This is a genomic window from Lolliginicoccus lacisalsi, assembly GCF_014841105.1.
In the GTDB taxonomy this organism is placed as follows: domain Bacteria; phylum Actinomycetota; class Actinomycetes; order Mycobacteriales; family Mycobacteriaceae; genus Lolliginicoccus; species Lolliginicoccus lacisalsi.
This window is the reverse complement of record NZ_JACYWE010000003.1, coordinates 381,532-397,723: the sequence shown is the minus strand read 5'-3', so window position 1 is coordinate 397,723 and position 16,192 is coordinate 381,532. Positions and strand designations below refer to the sequence as shown.

The 16,192-nt window shown below is 68.2% G+C and carries 13 protein-coding genes and 1 tRNA gene; 6 read left to right on the top strand and 8 right to left on the bottom strand.

The genetic code is table 11. The annotated features are described in order from the left end of the window. Positions 1 to 28 precede the first annotated feature (28 nt). The gene (locus tag HT102_RS07555) at positions 29 to 1,054 is read left to right on the top strand and encodes a GlxA family transcriptional regulator (protein ID WP_192038772.1); all 1,026 of its coding nucleotides are present in this window, start codon (positions 29 to 31) and stop codon (positions 1,052 to 1,054) included. Here HT102_RS07555 and HT102_RS07550 read toward each other — a convergent pair. Together HT102_RS07550 and polA are read right to left on the bottom strand one after the other, a co-directional pair. Continuing rightward, positions 1,051 to 2,166, bottom strand: a complete 1,116-nt coding sequence (locus HT102_RS07550) for an NAD(P)/FAD-dependent oxidoreductase (protein ID WP_192038771.1) — start codon at positions 2,164 to 2,166, stop codon at positions 1,051 to 1,053. The two genes, HT102_RS07555 and HT102_RS07550, sit on opposite strands and share 4 nt — an antisense overlap. A gap of 1 nt (position 2,167) precedes the next feature. Continuing rightward, entirely contained in the window at positions 2,168 to 4,918 is a 2,751-nt protein-coding gene (polA, locus tag HT102_RS07545; protein WP_408611324.1) for a DNA polymerase I, read from the bottom strand. A 216-nt stretch (positions 4,919 to 5,134) separates the two neighbouring features. On the opposite strand from polA, the gene HT102_RS07540 reads away from it, so the two are divergent. Genes HT102_RS07540 through HT102_RS07525 form a run of 4 tightly spaced genes read left to right on the top strand, consistent with a single transcriptional unit; the run spans position 5,135 to position 9,293 of the window. Then, positions 5,135 to 6,505: a branched-chain amino acid ABC transporter permease gene (locus tag HT102_RS07540; RefSeq protein WP_333473333.1), complete on the top strand. Its 1,371-nt coding sequence runs from the start codon at positions 5,135 to 5,137 to the stop codon at positions 6,503 to 6,505. A 7-nt stretch (positions 6,506 to 6,512) separates the two neighbouring features. Continuing rightward, on the top strand, positions 6,513 to 7,514 hold the full coding sequence (locus tag HT102_RS07535) for a branched-chain amino acid ABC transporter permease (RefSeq protein WP_192038770.1): 1,002 nt from the start codon (positions 6,513 to 6,515) through the stop codon (positions 7,512 to 7,514). Next, on the top strand, positions 7,507 to 8,472 hold the full coding sequence (locus HT102_RS07530) for an ABC transporter ATP-binding protein (protein ID WP_192038769.1): 966 nt from the start codon (positions 7,507 to 7,509) through the stop codon (positions 8,470 to 8,472). Before HT102_RS07535 ends, HT102_RS07530 begins: the two co-directional genes overlap by 8 nt. After that, a complete protein-coding gene (locus tag HT102_RS07525; protein ID WP_192038768.1) occupies positions 8,472 to 9,293 on the top strand; it encodes an ABC transporter ATP-binding protein in 822 nt (273 codons plus the stop codon). Before HT102_RS07530 ends, HT102_RS07525 begins: the two co-directional genes overlap by 1 nt. A gap of 305 nt (positions 9,294 to 9,598) precedes the next feature. Here the strand turns inward: HT102_RS07525 and HT102_RS07520 are convergent, their stop codons facing one another. Then, entirely contained in the window at positions 9,599 to 10,909 is a 1,311-nt protein-coding gene (locus HT102_RS07520) for an ABC transporter substrate-binding protein (protein ID WP_192038767.1), read from the bottom strand. Positions 10,910 to 11,085: 176 nt separating this feature from the next. Continuing rightward, positions 11,086 to 11,814 (bottom strand): ANTAR domain-containing response regulator, encoded by a 729-nt coding sequence (locus tag HT102_RS07515; protein ID WP_225443341.1) that lies wholly within the window; start codon positions 11,812 to 11,814, stop codon positions 11,086 to 11,088. 228 nt (positions 11,815 to 12,042) lie between these two features. On the opposite strand from HT102_RS07515, the gene HT102_RS07510 reads away from it, so the two are divergent. Next, a tRNA-Leu gene (locus HT102_RS07510) sits at positions 12,043 to 12,116 on the top strand. Between the two features lie 40 nt (positions 12,117 to 12,156). On the opposite strand, the gene HT102_RS07505 is transcribed toward HT102_RS07510, so the two are convergent. The 4 genes from HT102_RS07505 to lgt all read right to left on the bottom strand — a co-directional run bounded on the left by HT102_RS07505 (position 12,157) and on the right by lgt (position 16,140). After that, a complete protein-coding gene (locus tag HT102_RS07505; protein WP_192038766.1) occupies positions 12,157 to 12,915 on the bottom strand; it encodes a potassium channel family protein in 759 nt (252 codons plus the stop codon). 166 nt (positions 12,916 to 13,081) lie between these two features. Further along, a complete protein-coding gene (pyk, locus tag HT102_RS07500; protein ID WP_192038765.1) occupies positions 13,082 to 14,503 on the bottom strand; it encodes a pyruvate kinase in 1,422 nt (473 codons plus the stop codon). Between the two features lie 114 nt (positions 14,504 to 14,617). Continuing rightward, positions 14,618 to 15,082, bottom strand: a complete 465-nt coding sequence (locus HT102_RS07495; protein WP_192038764.1) for a DUF2752 domain-containing protein — start codon at positions 15,080 to 15,082, stop codon at positions 14,618 to 14,620. A gap of 29 nt (positions 15,083 to 15,111) precedes the next feature. Beyond that, complete coding sequence (lgt, locus tag HT102_RS07490; protein ID WP_192038763.1) at positions 15,112 to 16,140, bottom strand: prolipoprotein diacylglyceryl transferase; 1,029 nt, start codon at positions 16,138 to 16,140, stop codon at positions 15,112 to 15,114. Between the last annotated feature and the right edge of the window lie 52 nt (positions 16,141 to 16,192).

The following is a 16,192-nucleotide window of genomic DNA, read 5'->3' as shown; positions in this document are numbered from 1 at the left end:
CGCGGCGAATTCCTGCCACACTGATGGAATGGTGCTTCGCATTGCCGTGCTCCTGCCCGCACAGACCGAGACCTTCGAGCTCGGCGTCGCCTGCGAGGTGTTCGGCGTCGACCGCCGCGATGACGGGCTGCCGCTCTACCGCCTCGATCTCGTGGCAGCTGAGCCTGGGCCCGTATCCACCCGCTATGGATACAGCATTCCCGCCGCGCATGATCTCGACGTCCTCGACCGCGCCGGGCTCATCATTGTCAACGCCGGCGGCAACGGGCTCCACCCTGATGGCTCGACCAGCGTGAGCGAGGAGCCCGGCGGTCTCGGCCCGGCACTGGAGGCGCTGCGCCGGGCCGCGCGCCGCGGCATCCCGGTCGCCTCGCTCTGCACCGGAGCGTTCATCCTCGGCGCGGCGGGACTTCTCGACGAGCGCCGCTGCACCACGCATTGGCGGCACGCTGCCGAGTTGCAGCGCAGGTTCCCGCGCGCCCGCGTCGACCCGTCCGTGCTGTACGTCGAGGATCCGCCGGTGTTCACGAGTGCCGGAACCGCTGCCTCGATCGATCTGTGCCTGCACCTGGTCCGCCAGCTCGATGGTCCACGCGTGGCCAACGGGATCGCGCGCCGCATGGTGGTGCCGCCGCATCGCGAGGGCGGGCAGGCCCAGTTCGTCAACCAGCCGCTGCCCGCGGGATCGGGCGATTCCCTGTCGGCGGTGCGGGAGTGGATGCGCGCGCACCTCGCGGAGGATCATTCGGTGGCGGCGCTGGCCCAGCGGGCGCGCCTGTCCCCGCGCACGTTCGCGAGGCGCTTCGTCGACGAGACGGGCGTGCCCCCGCATCGGTGGTTGACCGATCAGCGCGTGCTCGCCGCGCAGCACCTGCTGGAGTCATCGACACAGCCGATCGAGCGGATCGCATCGCTGGTGGGATTCTCGTCCGCAGCATCGCTGCGCGCCCATTTCCTTCGATTGCGGCAGGTCACGCCGCTGGAGTACCGCCGCATGTTCGCAGCGCCCAGGGATGCCGCTCACGCGCTGGTGGCGCCGGGCCCCGGGGGCTAGGCGGCCCACAAGCGTTGCGGGCCCAGGTCCTCGGCGCTGACAGGAATGGTCTCCGGGATCTCGCTGCCCGTCAGTACCGCTGCGGCGGCGACCGCGAGCGCGGGCGCCATCTGGATGCCGTAGCCGCCCTGCCCGGCGAGGAAGCCGAAGCCGGGGACATCCGGTACCAGCCCGGCCACCGGTGCACCGTCGGGCGCGAAAGTGCGCAGCCCGCCCCAGGAGCGGCGCACCGTACGCAGGCCGAGGGTAGTGGCCTCGTTGATCTCCTCCATGGCGCGGGCGATGTTCAGCTCGGATGGCTTGGCGTCACCAGCCTCCACGGGGTCGGCGTCGGCGGGCGAGGCGAGGATGCCGTCGCCCTCGGGCTTGAAGTACCAGCGCTCGGCGGGGTCACCGATGGTGGGGCCGTGCGGGTCGACCGGCACGCTCGCGGGGCTGAGGAACAGCGTGCGGCGCTTGGGCACCAGCCCGAGCGGGCGCGCGCCGGCCATGGTCGCGATCGCATCGGCCCAGGCTCCGGCGGCGTCGATGACAAGGCCGGCCTCGTGGGTCTCGCTCCCGGTGGTGATGCGCCAGGCCGAGCCGGATCGCTCGAGGCCGGTGACGCGTGCTCCGGTGCGGGTGGTCCCGCCGCGCGACTTGAATCCCCGCACATACATCTGGTGGACGGCGAGCACGTCGATGTCCTGGCCGCCACCGTCGAGCACGCACCAGCGCAGCGTCTCCGGCTTGAGCAGCGATGACTTCTCTAGCGCCGCGGGGGCATCGAGCTTCTCGACGCTGCCTTCCTGCGCAGCGAGCATCGATGTCAATGCGGCATCGCTCTCCTCGTCGAAGGCGGTCCACAACCGCTCGCGCGGGGTCAGCGGGTGCGTGTCCCCCCACTGCTCGGCGAGCGAGTCGAAAATGGGACCACTGGCCACAGTAAGCGCGCGCACCACCTCTCCGCCGTAGGAGGGCAGGTACATCGCGGCGGATCGCCCCGTCGAGTGAGCGGCAAGCATCGGTTCGCCCTCGAGCAGCAGCACACGGGACTCGCTGGCGAGCTCATAGGCAATGGACGCGCCCGCCATGCCGCCGCCGATGACTACTACGTCCCATGTCTCGCTCATATCAGTGACCCGCGCTCTCCCACGATGTTCCGGCGCCCATCGATACATCGAGCGGCACGGACAACGTGTATGCACCTTCCATCTCCGTACGGACCAACTGTTCCACGGTTTCCCGCTCATCGCTACGCACTTCGAGAACTAGCTCGTCATGCACCTGCAGCAGCATTCGCGAGCGGAGCCCCTCCCCGGCGAGCGCCTTGTGCACGCGCAGCATCGCGACCTTGATGATGTCGGCGGCGCTGCCCTGGATGGGCGCGTTGAGGGCGGCACGCTCGGCGACCTCGCGGCGCTGCCGGTTGTCGCTGTTCAGATCGGGCAGGTAGCGGCGGCGACCAAACACTGTCGAGGTGTAGCCATCCTTGCGGGCCTGCTCGACGACCTCGTGCAGGTAGTCACGGACCGCGCCGAACCGCGCGAAGTAGGCCTCCATCTGCGACTTGGCCTCCTCGTTGGAGATCTTGAGCTGCTGCGCAAGGCCGTAGGCGGACAGCCCGTACACCAGGCCGTAGGACATGGCCTTGACGCGCCGCCGCAGCTCGGGGGTGACCTCATCGATGGGCACGCCGAACGCCTGCGAGCCGACGAAGCTGTGGAGGTCCTCGCCGGCGTTGAACGCTCCGATGAGCCCGTCATCGCCCGATAGGTGCGCCATGATGCGCATCTCGATCTGCGAGTAGTCCGCGGTGAGCAGCGTGTCATAGGTGGTCTCGCCCGAGTGGCCGACCACGAAGGCCTCGCGGATGCGGCGGCCCGCGTCGGTGCGGATCGGGATGTTCTGCAGGTTCGGCTCGGTCGAGGAGAGGCGCCCGGTGGCAGCGATCGTCTGGTTGAACGTGGTGTGGATGCGGCCGTCGTCGGCGATGGTCTTGAGCAGCCCCTCGACGGTGGTCTTCAGCTTGGTCGCGTCGCGGTGAGCGAGCAAATGCTGCAGGAACGGGTGCTGCGTCTTCTCGTAGAGCCCCACGAGCGCCTCGGCGTCCGTGGTGTAGCCGGTCTTGGTGCGCTTGGTCTTGGGCATGTCGAGCTCCTCGAAGAGCACGACCTGTAGCTGCTTGGGCGAGCCGAGGTTGATCTGCTTGCCGATCTCCCCGTAGGCGGCCTCGGCGGCCTCATGGACGTGACCAGCGAACTCCTTGCGCAGGTCCTCGAGCATGCCAGTATCGACCGCGATGCCTGCTGCCTCGAGATGGGCAAGCACGAACGCGAGCGGCAGCTCCATCTCGGTGAGCAGGGAGCGGGACTCGATGCTCTCGAGCTCGGCGTCGAGCGCCTCGGCGAGGTCCGCCACCGCGCGGGCCCGCAGCATCGCCGCGCGGGCCTGCTTCTCGTCGGTATCGTCGGCATCGTCGAGCAAGGACAGCTGCTCGGTCTCGTCCTCGTCGATGCGCAGCTCGCGCCCGAGGTAGCGCAGCGAGAGATCGTCGAGCTTGAACGTGCGCTGCCCCGGCCGCACGAGATAAGCCGCCAGCGCGGTATCGCTGCCCACCCCCGCGAGCGTCCAGCCGCGACCGCGCAGCGCATGGATCGCCCACTTGACGTCATGCACGGCCTTGAGGTGGTCCGCGCTCGCGAACCACTCCCCGAGGGCGGCCTCATCGTCGGACGCGAGCTGCTCGGTGGCGAGGTAGGCGCCGGTGCCGTCCGCCGCTGCCAGAGCGATCGCGGTGGCGTCGGCATCGTGCACGCGGTGCACGCTGAGCACCTCCACGCCATGCCGGTCACCGGCGGTGGCGTGGGTGGCCAGCCAGTCACGGACCGTGCCGGGCTCGAGGACGGCGCCATGGATATCGAACCCGCTCTCCGCCTCGGGCTCGGTCGAGGAGAGCGAATCGAACAGGCGGTCGCGCAGCACCCGGAACTCCAGCTCGTCGAAGAGCCCATGGATGCGTTCCCTGTCCCAAGGCCGCAGCTCGAGATCCCCGGGCTGGTACGGCAGCGCCATGTCGCGCACCATCTCGGTGAGGTCCCGGTTGAGCAGCACCGCGGACAGGTTCTCCCGCAGCGCATCGCCGACCTTGCCCCGCACCTTGTCGACGTTCTCGACGAGGCCATCGAGCGTTCCGTACTCGCGGATCCACTTCGCGGCGGTCTTCTCCCCCACGCCCGGGATGCCAGGGAGGTTGTCGCTCGGATCCCCGCGCAGCGCGGCGAAGTCCGGATACTGCTGCGGCGTGAGGCCGTACTTCTCCTCCACCGCCTCCGGGGTATAGCGAGTGAGGTCGGAGACGCCCCGCTTCGGGTACAGGACCGTCACGTCGTCGGTGACGAGTTGCAGGGAGTCTCGGTCACCGGTGCACACGAGCACCTCGAACCCCTCCCCCGCGGCGGTGGTCGCCAGCGTGGCGATGATGTCGTCGGCCTCGAAGCCGGCCTCTGCCATCACCGGGATGCCCATCGCGGTGAGCACGTCCTTGGTGATCTCCACCTGCCCCTTGAACTCGTCAGGGGTCTTCGCCCGGTTCGCCTTGTACTCGGGGAACTTCTCGCTGCGGAACGTCTGCCGCGACACATCGAAAGCGGCCGCCACATGCGTAGGGCGCTCATCGCGCATCAGGTTGATCACCATCGAGGTGAAGCCATACACCGCGTTGGTGGTCTGCCCGCTCGAGGTCTGGAACTTGTCCGCCGGCAGCGCGAAGAAGGCCCGGTACGCCAACGAATGACCGTCGAGCAGCAGCAGGCGCGGGCGACCGCCGCCCTCTGGAGGCACGGTGGTGGACGAGGCGGGCTTCTTCGCTGCGGGGGAACTCACGCGACACAGTCTAGGGATGCGCCCTGACACTCGGCAGCATCGACGTGTCGTTGATTTCCCGGCACCGCCGAAACACTGGCGCAACACGCCGACATGCGCAAGCGAAACCAAACCGACGTATGGTTCCACAGTTGAGAAGATGAAACGGACAATTCGCGGAACGACGCGATTCCGACCGGCCCCGGCCCCGCGCTCGCGCGACCGGGAGGAGGACACGTGACACACACTGCTGGCCGGCGGGGCGCTTCACTCGGGGGAGCCGCGCTCGCAACGCTGCTGCTCGCGCTGCTGTCGGCGCTCCTCGCGAGTGGATTCGCCCACGCCCAGGATCCGTCCGACGATCCTCCCGCCGCCACCGGCACCGTGCAGGGCACCCTGATCAACGCGGGGAACCCCGTGGCCGGGGCAACGCTCACCGCCACCGACGAGACCGGCGCCGAGTCCGCCGAGGCTACCTCCGACGAGCGGGGCCGCTGGTCGATGACGCTCGCCCCCGGCACTTACACCATCACCCTCGTCGAGGCATCCCTTCCACCCGACGTGCTCGTGCAGACCAGCGAGCGCACCGCCACCGTCCGCGCGGATCGCGTCGCCTCCGTCATCTACACCTTCGGCGACATCCGTAGCGGCCTGAACATCTCGATGGGCGAGAAGCTGCTGCGCCTAACGATCGAGGGACTGCGATTCGGCCTGGTCATCGCGATCACCGCCGTGGGCCTGAGCTTGATCTTCGGCACCACGGGGCTGACGAACTTCGCCCACGGCGAGCTCGTCACCATCGGCGCGGTGGCCGCGTGGGTCGCCAACCTGCTGCTCGGCGAGGTGTTCCGCTTCGGCGACGGCACCTCATGGGGGGCGAACCTGAGCCTCGCCGCGAACCTCGGCATCGCCACGATCATCGCGATCATCGTCGGCATCATCGTCGGCCTGCTCAATAACTCGGTGATCTGGCGGCCACTGCGGCGCCGCGGCGCGAGCCTCGTCGCGCAGCTCGTGGTGTCCATCGGCCTCGCGCTCGCCCTGCGAGCGGCGATCCTGCTGTTCTTCTCCGACCGGTCACAGGCGTTCACCACCTACCAGGCGCAGCGACAGCTCGAGTTCGGCCCGGTCGCGATCACCCCGGTCAACCTCGGCACCATGGTGATCAGCCTGGCGGTCCTCGTGGCGGTCGCGCTGATGTTCAAGATGACCCGCATCGGCAAGGCCATGCGCGCGGTCGCGGACAACCGGGACCTCGCGGCCTCGTCCGGCATCAACGTCGAGCGGGTCATCGCGTTCGTCTGGGCCCTCGGTGGTGGCCTGGCCGCGCTCGGTGGCGTGCTGTTCGCCGTCTCGGAGCTCAATGGCACCGTGCAGTTCGAGATGGGCTTCAAGCTGCTGCTGCTGATGTTCGCCGGCATCATCCTCGGCGGGCTTGGCACCGCCTACGGCGCGCTCCTCGGCTGCGTCCTGCTGGGGCTGCTCGTGCAGTGGTCCACGCTCATCATCAATCCCGACCTCAAGTACACAGGAGGCCTGCTGGTGCTGATCCTCGTGCTCGTGCTGCGCCCGCAAGGCATCCTCGGATCCCGGACAAGGGTGGGGTGAGGCATCGATGGACATCCTCGGAATCGACACCGGCGTGGTGCTGAGCAATGCGCTCGCCCAGTTCGTCGGCCCGCAAGCGATCTTCTTCGCCCTCCTCGCGATCGGGCTGAACATCCACTTCGGCTACACCGGCCTGCTGAACTTCGGGCAGATCGGCTTCGCGCTCGTCAGCGCCTACGGCGTGGGCATCACCGTGGTGGTCTACGACCAGCCGATGTGGATCGGCCTGCTCGTGGGCATGAGCGCCTCCGTGGTGCTCGCGCTCCTGCTCGGGGTGCCCACACTGCGGCTACGAGCCGACTACCTCGCCATCGTCACCATCGCCGCGTCGGAGATCCTGCGGCTCGCCGCCCGCTCCACCGCATCCGATGACATCACCCGCGGCACGCGCGGCATCCAGGGGCAGAACTTCGCGTTCCAATCGGTCAACCCCTACGACGCGGGCCGCGAGTACACCATCCTCGGGGTGAAGTTCCTCGGCTCCACCTTGTGGTCGATGACCGTCGGATGGGCCCTGATCGCCGTGCTGCTCGTCGTGGTGTGGCTGCTGGTGCGCAGCCCCTGGGGGCGCGCGCTCAAGGCGGTGCGCGAGGACGAGGACGCCGCCCGGGCGCTCGGCAAGAACGTCTTCATGTACCGCATGCAAGCGCTCGTCCTCGGTGGCTTCTTCGGCGGCCTCGCCGGCATCTTCATCGCCATGACGCAGGCACTGAACCCCGACTTCTTCTCCACCCAGCAAACGTTCTTCGCCTGGACCGCCATGATCCTCGGCGGGGCCGCGACCGTGCTCGGGCCAGTCGTCGGCGCGATGGTGTTCTGGTTCGTCTTCTCCCTCATCGACAACGTGCTCCGCCAGCTCGCCACCGGCCCCGACTCCGTGCTGCCCATCTCCACGCAGCAGGTCGGCGCCGTGCAGATCATGCTCGTCGGCATCCTGCTCGCGGTCCTGATCATCTACCGCCCCCAGGGCATCCTCGGACGCAAGGAGGAGGTGCAGCTCAATGCCTGACACCACCATTGACCCGTTCGCCGGGGTGGAGCGCGTGCCCGGCAGCACCAAGCCCGACCCGATCATCACCGCTGATCACGTAACCCGGTCCTTCGGCGGCGTGCAAGCGGTCAACGTCGAGCACCTCGAGATCCAGCGCGGCACCAGCACCGGGCTGATCGGGCCGAACGGGGCAGGCAAGACCCCCCTGTTCAACCTGCTCACCGGCTTCGACCGCGCCAACAGCGGCACCTGGTCGCTCGACGGCACGACCATCTCCTCCAAGCCCGCCTACCGCGTGGCGCGCAGCGGCATGGTGCGCACCTTCCAGCTCACCAAGGCGCTCTCCCGCCTCACCGTGCTCGACAACGTGCGCCTCGGCGCTACCGGACAGACCGGGGAACGCATGATCGGCGCCCTGATGCCCTGGTCCTGGCGCGCGCAGGAAGCCGAGATCACCGAGCGCGCCCATGCCATGCTCGCGCGGTTCAAGCTCGACACGAAGGCCATCGACATGGCGGGCTCGCTCTCGGGCGGGCAGCGCAAGCTCCTCGAGATGGCACGAGCATTGATGACCAACCCGAAGGTCGTGATGCTCGACGAGCCCATGGCCGGCGTGAACCCCGCGCTCACCCAGAGCCTCCTCGGGCACATCAAGTCCCTCCGGGACGATGGCACCACCGTCGTGTTCGTCGAGCACGACATGGACGTCATCCGCGATGTCTCCGATTGGGTGGTCGTCATGGCGCAGGGCGAGATCATCGCCGAAGGGCCACCGAGCGAGCTCTCCAGCAACTCCGCGGTCGTCGATGCCTACCTCGGCAGCCATCACGACAAGCCGCTCGAGTTCGACGAGCAGGGCGACCCCGTCGGCGAGACCGCGCGGATGGTCGAGGAAATGGAATCCGAGCTCGCGCACCGGGTCCGCAAGGGCCAGAGCATCTCCGACGCCCCCGAGCCCGAGAGGGGAACCAGCTGATGAGCACGGGCACCGGATCCTCCTCCGGGGACCTCTCCCCCGCCCAGCTCGCCGCCACCCCGGCCGAGCACGCCCGCCTCGCTGAAGGCGCCCTGCTGCGCGCCGACGACCTCACCGCCGGCTACCTGCCTGGCGTCAACATCCTCGACCGCTGCAACTTCTACCTGAGCGAGGGCGAGATCGTCGGCATCATCGGACCCAACGGCGCCGGGAAATCCACCTTGCTGAAGTCGCTGTTCGGACTGATCCCTGTCCGCGGGGGCACGGTCACCCTGCGGGGCGCCAGCATCACCGCGGCACAGGCGCACACGCTCGTCACCCTCGGTGTCGGCTATGTGCCCCAGACCAACAACGTGTTCCCCACCCTGACCATCGAGGAAAACCTCCAGATGGGCATCTACCTGCGGCCACGCCTGTTCGCCGAGCGCTTCGCCAGCGTCACGGAGCTGTTTCCGATGCTGCGGCAACGCAGGACCACCAAGGCTGGCGCCCTCTCCGGCGGCGAGCGGCAGATGGTTGCCATGGGGCGGGCCCTCATGATGGATCCCAGCGTCCTGCTGCTCGACGAGCCGTCAGCGGGGCTGTCGCCAATGTTCCAGGACGAGGTCTTCGTGCGCTGCAAGAAGATCAACGCCTCCGGGGTCTCGATCATCATGGTGGAGCAGAACGCCCGCCGCTGCCTGCAGATCTGCGACCGCGGCTACGTCCTCGACCAGGGGCGCAACGCCTATACCGATACCGGTTCGAACCTGCTGCATGATCCGAAGGTGATCGAGCTGTACCTTGGCACGCTCGCTGGCCGCAACGAGGCACGCGGCTAGCGGGTAACGCCGGCGCCGCTGGCCGGGGGTGGCCGAGGTTCCCGCCGCTGGCCGGGGGTTCCCGCCGCTGGCCGCAAACGCGATAGAAGCTGCTTCGAATCCCGTGCTGCTTCTATCGCGTTTGGCGTTTTCCCGTGCTTTTGCGGCCCGAGGGGCAACGGGAGGGTCGGCCGAGGGCGCTAACGGCCCCGCCGCGGCTCAAGACACGCCGCGGCTCAAGACACGCCCCGGCCCCTCGACAAACGGGAGCGGGGTGGCACTCCCGTGGAGCGCCACCCCGCTAGCGTCAATCAAGACCTGCCAGGTCAGTCACCGACGACGATGTAGTCCTCGACGGGGAGCAGAGCGTTGGCGGGACCGAACTCGAGCACACCGTACGAACCGACGCCAGGCTCGCCAGCGGGGGCGAACTCGAGGTCACCGGTGACACCGTTGTAGTCGACATCCTCGCCGGCGGCGATCAGGTCGCGGCACTCGGCGAACGAGGCACAGGCCTCGCCACCGCTGGTGATGCCGTTGACCTCGGAGGCGATGTCGGGGCCGTTGGTGGAGCCCGCGGCCTCGGCGGCGAGCGCGGAGATGATCACCGCGTCGTAGGCCTCGGCGGAGTACTGGAGATCGGCCAGGTTCAGCCCGGATGCGGCGCCCGCCGCACGGACCCGCTGCTCGAAGTCACTGCTCATCGGCGACTGCGGGGCCGTTCCCTTCATCCCCTCGAGGATGCCAGCGTCCATGCCCTCGCCGAGCGCGTTGCCCATGTTGCCATCGGTGCCGTAGACGTTCTTGTCCTGCGGGCCGATGCCGATCTCGGACATGCGGGTGATGATGCGCTTGCTCTCGTCGAACCCGATCACGGCGATGCCGTCGGGGTCGAACTGGGCGATCTCATCAAGCTCAGCGTTGAACGACTGGGCGTTCGGGTCGTAGATGATGACCTGGATCTGGTCCTCCGCGATGCCGGCATCCTGGAGGAACCGCTCGGTGTTGCGGCCGAGGCCCGCGCCGTAGGGATCGTTGCGAGCAAGCACGGACACTCGCTGCACGCCATCGTTGGCAATGAGCTGCACCAGCGCCTGGGCCTGCAGCACATCCGTTGGAGCCGTGCGGAAGTACAGGCCCTTGTCCGGGTAGCACACGAACTGATCGGAGGTGTTGGCCGGGGAGAACATCAGGACTCCGGCGTCGACGACCTTGTCGATCACGCTGAGCGACACCCCGGAGGATGCCGCGCCAACGATCACCTGGACGCCATCGGCGAGCAGCCGATCAACGGTCTGGTTGGCGATGTTGGTGGTGGTATCGCCCGAGTCGCCCTGGTTGATGGTGACCGGGTTGCCGAGGACTCCACCGGCGTCGTTGATCTCCTGCACGGCAAGCTCGGATCCCGCGATCTCCGGGGGCCCGAGGAACGCGAGGTCGCCGGTCTGCGGCAGCAGGCCACCGAACTTCAGTGGCTCGGTGGACGGGTTGCCGGTCGCTTGGGCCTGGGGCGGATCGCAATCGGTATCAGCGAGCTGTACCTCGTCGGCCCCATCGTCGGAGCCGCCGCATGCGGTGAGCAGCAGCGAGGTGGCGCCCGCGATGGCTGCGAGGCGGATCCAGTGTGGTTTCGCCATAGGGAGTTCTCCTCAAAAGGTCGGGCCCAGGTGCAGGCGCTCGCTCTCGCGCGAACGGATCCCGGGCGTCCTTGTGAGGAACATAGCGGCAATTGCGACCAATCCCTCGGCCGACTCGCCGCATGTCACCATCCCGCAATAGTGGAAACAAAAAGTTTCCACAGTAATGCAGAATTCTACTTTCCAGACTTGGGCTTCATGGAAAGCGTATCGATGACGACCTGCGCGACAACCTTCATCGTCGTACGACGATCCATGGCCGCCCGCTGGATCCAGCGGAACGCCTCCGGCTCGGTCATGCCATGCGCCTTCATCAGCGCGCCCTTGGCCCGGTCGATGAGCTTGCGCGTCTCCAGTCGATCGGTGAGCTCACCGACCTCCCGCTCCAGGGCCTTCAGCTCGGCGAACCGGCTCGTCGCCAGCTCGATCGCCGGGACGAGGTCGCCCTGCGAGAACGGCTTAACCAGGTATGCCATCGCGCCCGCGTCCCGCGCCCGCTCCACGAGCTCGCGCTGGCTGAACGCCGTGAGGATCACCACCGGGGAAATGCGCTTCGCCGCGATCTCCGACGCCGCGTCGATGCCATCGCGCACCGGCATCTTGACGTCCATGATCACCAGCTCCGGCGTGAGCTCCTCGGCGAGCTCCACCGCGCGCTGCCCGTCGCCAGCCTCGCCCACGACGTCGTAGCCCTCCTCGCGGAGCATCTCGGTGAGATCGAGCCGGATCAAGGTCTCGTCCTCGGCCACGAGCACGCGCCGGACCGGCCACGCCGATCGGGCATCATGCTCCCCGGCCGCGTCCTGTGCCTCCGACGCGATCGCACCCGCGACATCCGATGCCCCGTCGCCCGCTGGCGCGCCAGTGCCGCCGGACTGATCCTGCATCGCCTCGGAGTCCTTCATCGACACCCGTTCCCCTCACCTGCCGCCGAAGACATCATCGACCGCGTTGTATTGTATTCGCTCCGCAGCAAGAGCCTACCGCCGCCAACGGCCTCCGCGCGATCATCGCCGCGCGCCACCACGCCCGATCGCGAGATGTGCAACGAGCAGCCACGTTCGGGTAGCATGCACTGTTGTCCGCGCACCGCTCGGCCACGCGCCCCACGGCGCCACCGATGCACGCGGCCCGCCCTCGTAGCCCAATTGGCAGAGGCAACGGATTCAAAACCCGTACAGTGTGAGTTCGAGTCTCACCGAGGGCACTTCTTGCTGCGAGCCAGCTCGCGCCCAGCCCGACTGGGCCTAGCGCCCATCCGGCCCGCGTCCCTGCTCGGCGAGCGCTGCCGTGAGCTCCGAGATGCGCTCCTCGAGCTGACCGATGCGCTCGTCCACAGCGGTCACCTGAGCGCGCGTCGCCGCTTTCTCGGTCTCATCGTTCTCGGATACCCGATTGACGATCGCCGACGCGATGAGGCCCGTGATGACACCGATGATGCTGATTCCGCCGAACATCAGCAGCACCGCGATGATCCGGCCCACCGTGGTCACGAGCACGATGTCGCCATAGCCCACGGTCGTCACCGTCACGATCGACCACCAGACGGCATCGCCGAAGTTGGTGATCTGCGTGCCCTCCGCGGCGCGCTCGGCATCGAGCACCGCGAGCGAGGCCATGTAGATCAGCAATGCCGCCGACGTGGCGGCATACAGCCCGACCCGCCCGTGCAAGGTGCGGCCGACCGAGGCATGCAGCTTCTGCACCACGATGACAACGCGGAGCAGGCGCAGCGGCCGCAGCATTGGCAGCGCCACGATCGCGAGCTCCAGCGGGTGGGTCAGGAACCATCGCAGCTTGCGCTTCGCCGCGACGAGGCGCACGAGGTAGTCGATCGCGAAGACCACCCACACGGCCACCATGATCAGCTCAGTGGCCGCCCGCACCCCAGGCTCCGGCCGCAGCACCGAGACCGTGTAGGCAATGATGTAGACGAAGGCGGCGCCGACCATGGGCCACTCGGTCGGTGGCAGCACTGATCGTGCATCCGGAATGCGGCGGATCATTCAGGAATGGTGCCACGGCGTTGCGGCGATGGCGAAACCTACCGCGCGCCGGGACCCTTGCCGCGCCGGGACCCTTGCCGCGCGCTAGTGGAAACTTTTCCCGCCCAGGGGAGGAAAAGTTTCCACTAGCGGGCGTTGGGTTCCAGCGGTGGCCCACGACCGCGTGCTAGTGGTCGTCCTCGCCGATGCGATGCACCTGGATGAGGTTGGTCGATCCCACGGTTCCGGGCGGGGCCCCGGCCACGATCACGACACGGTCGCCGCGCTCATACCCACCGATGGCCAGCAATGCCTCATCGACCTGGCGGATCATCTCATCGGTGCTCTCCACGTACGGCACGGTGAATGTGTCGGTGCCCCACGTCAGGGACAACTGGTTGCGCACCGCGGGAACAGGGGTGAGCGCCACCAGCGGCAGCGAGGTGTGCAGCCGCGCGAGCCGCCGCACCGTGTCGCCGGACTGGGTGAAGGCCACGAGCGCCTTCGCCTCGAGCCGCTCGCCTATGTCGCGCGCCGCGTAGGAGAGCACCCCCCGCTTGGTGCGCGGCACATGCGTCAGGGGTGGCACGACGGTTGACTCGGCCTCGACGGCGGTGATGATCCGCGCCATGGTGCGCACGGCCTCGAGCGCGTACTGGCCCACCGACGTCTCGCCCGACAGCATGACTGCATCCGCGCCGTCAAGCACGGCATTGGCCACGTCGGACGCCTCCGCCCGGGTGGGGCGGGCATTGGTGATCATCGATTCGAGCATCTGCGTCGCGACGATCACGGGCTTGGCGTTCTCCCGGGCGACCTGGATGACGCGTTTCTGCACGACCGGCACCTGCTCGAGCGGCATCTCGACGCCCAGGTCACCACGGGCGACCATGATGGCATCGAATGCCAGGACGATCGCTTCGAGGTTGGCGATGGCCTCGGGCTTCTCGAGCTTCGCGATGACCGGGACTCGGCGGCCCACCCGATCCATGACGTCGTGGACGAGCTCGATGTCGGACGGCGATCGCACGAACGACAGCGCGATCAGGTCCACACCGAGGCGAAGCGCGAACTCGAGGTCCTCGACGTCCTTCTCCGACAGCGCGGGCACCGAGACATTCATGCCGGGCAACGAGATGCCCTTGTTGTTGCTGACGGGCCCGCCCTCGACCACGCGGCACACCACGTCCGGGCCGTCGATCGCGGTGACCACGAGGCCGACCTTGCCATCGTCGATGAGCAGCCGGTCGCCCGCGCGCGCATCCTCGGCGAGGCCCTTGTAGGTGGTCGATACGCGGTCGTGGGTGCCGGCGCAGTCCTCGACGCTGATGCGGACTTCCTCGCCGCTCGCCCAGTGCGTGGCGCCATCGCCCTCGAACCGGCCGAGGCGGATCTTGGGGCCCTGCAGGTCAGCGAGGATTCCCACATTGCGACCCGCTGCCTCGGCGGCGGCACGGACATGCTGGTAGTTCTGCTCATGGGTGGCGTGGTCGCCATGGCTCATGTTGAGGCGGGCGACGTTCATGCCGCTGTCGATGAGCTGCTTCACCTTCGACTCGGTGCCGGTAGCTGGCCCCAGGGTGCACACGATCTTCGCTCGACGTTTCACAGTCACCAACATAGTCGCCTGGGTTGGGAGTGTCTGCATCGCACGGAATGAACGGGCAAGGAATTCTCGGGCCCCGCGGCCGCGACCAGCGTGGCAGCACCCACTGGTCTGGCGCTACGAGCCAGGCACGAGCGGGAAGCCGGGGATGTTGCGGACGATCCCCCAGATGATCGCCAGCGCCGTGATCACGATGATGGCGCGCCACGGCACTCGCCGAGCACGGCCTCGCGAGCGCTGCCAGGCGAGCCAGCCGCCGTAGCCGAGGAGCACCGGGGCAAGCGCGAGGAGGAACGCGTTGTCGTGGGCCGCGGCGATGAGATCGCCCCGGAGCAGGTCGTGTCCCATGCGCAGCGCGCCGCACCCCGGGCAGTCGAGGCCGGTCACCAGCTTGGTCGGGCAGATCGGGTATACCGAGGAGCTGTCGTGCGGGCTGAACGCCCAGAGGTAGAGGCAGCCCCCGCCGAGGAGCGCGGCGAGCGCGACCGCATGCAGCCGGTTGCGCGGGCGTGCCCCATGGCCGCAGCCAGGATGGTGCGGCCCGGCGTGAGGGGCCGGACGCGCCTTGGACTGGCTTGCCATGGGGCTACCTCGCTATCGCGGATCCACGCTCAGCGGGGATCCGCGCCGCTATCGCGATGGCCTGGATCGCGCGAGCTCGTGTCGTCGTCCGCATCAGCGACCGGCTCGCCCGCGGTGACCGTGGCGTTGCTGCCCGCGGGTGCCTCCGCGTCCGGGCCCGCGTCGGCGTGCGTGCCGCCGGGCTGGAGCGTGGCGGGGTCCTCCCGGCCCTTGCGGGCGAGCAGCACGTAGATGAGCGCGCCGGTGAAGACGATGGCGGAGGTGTACGAGTTGATCCGGATGCCGAAGAACTCGTTGGCCGGGTCGGCCCGCAACAGTTCCACCCAGAACCTGCCGAAGCTGTAGCCCGCGACGTAGAGCGCGAACAGCCGGCCGTGGCCGATGCGGAACCTGCGGTCGATCAGCACGAGCACCACGACGAAGAAGACGTTCCAGAGCAGCTCGTAGAGGAACGTGGGATGCACGACGTCCACGAGCTGGCCGGTGGAGATGCCGTTGAGGTTGTCGATGCGCCCTGCCGCGTCGAGCCGGGTGTAGATCTCCAGGCCCCACGGCACGTCGGTGCTGCGGCCGTAGAGCTCCTGGTTGAAGTAGTTGCCGAGTCGACCGATGCCCTGCGCGAGCAGGATGCCCGGCGCGACGGCGTCACCGAACGCCGGCAGCGGAACCTTCTTGACCCGGCAGCCGATCCACGCGCCGAGGGCGCCGAAGGCCACGGCGCCCCAGATGCCGAGGCCGCCCTGCCAGACCTTCAGCGCATCGATCGCGTTGGCGCCCTCCCCGAAGTACTTCTGCCAGTCGGTGAGCACATGGTAGGCGCGGCCACCGACGAAGCCGAACGGGATCGCCCACAGCGAGATATCGAGCACGGTTCCGGGTTCCCCGCCGCGTGCCTGCCAGCGCCGGTCGCCCCAGGTGATCGCGACGATGATGCCGACGATGATGAACAGCGCGTAGGCGCGCAGCGCGAACGGACCGACGTACCACACGCCCTGCGGCGGGCTCGGGATGTACGCGAGCAGATCAACCGTTGTAGCGGCTGGAGAGCCCTGGTTCACAGCTTTCCCCTCGATTGGCTAGGCATGGGACGCCGCAGGGAGCACTCGTCTC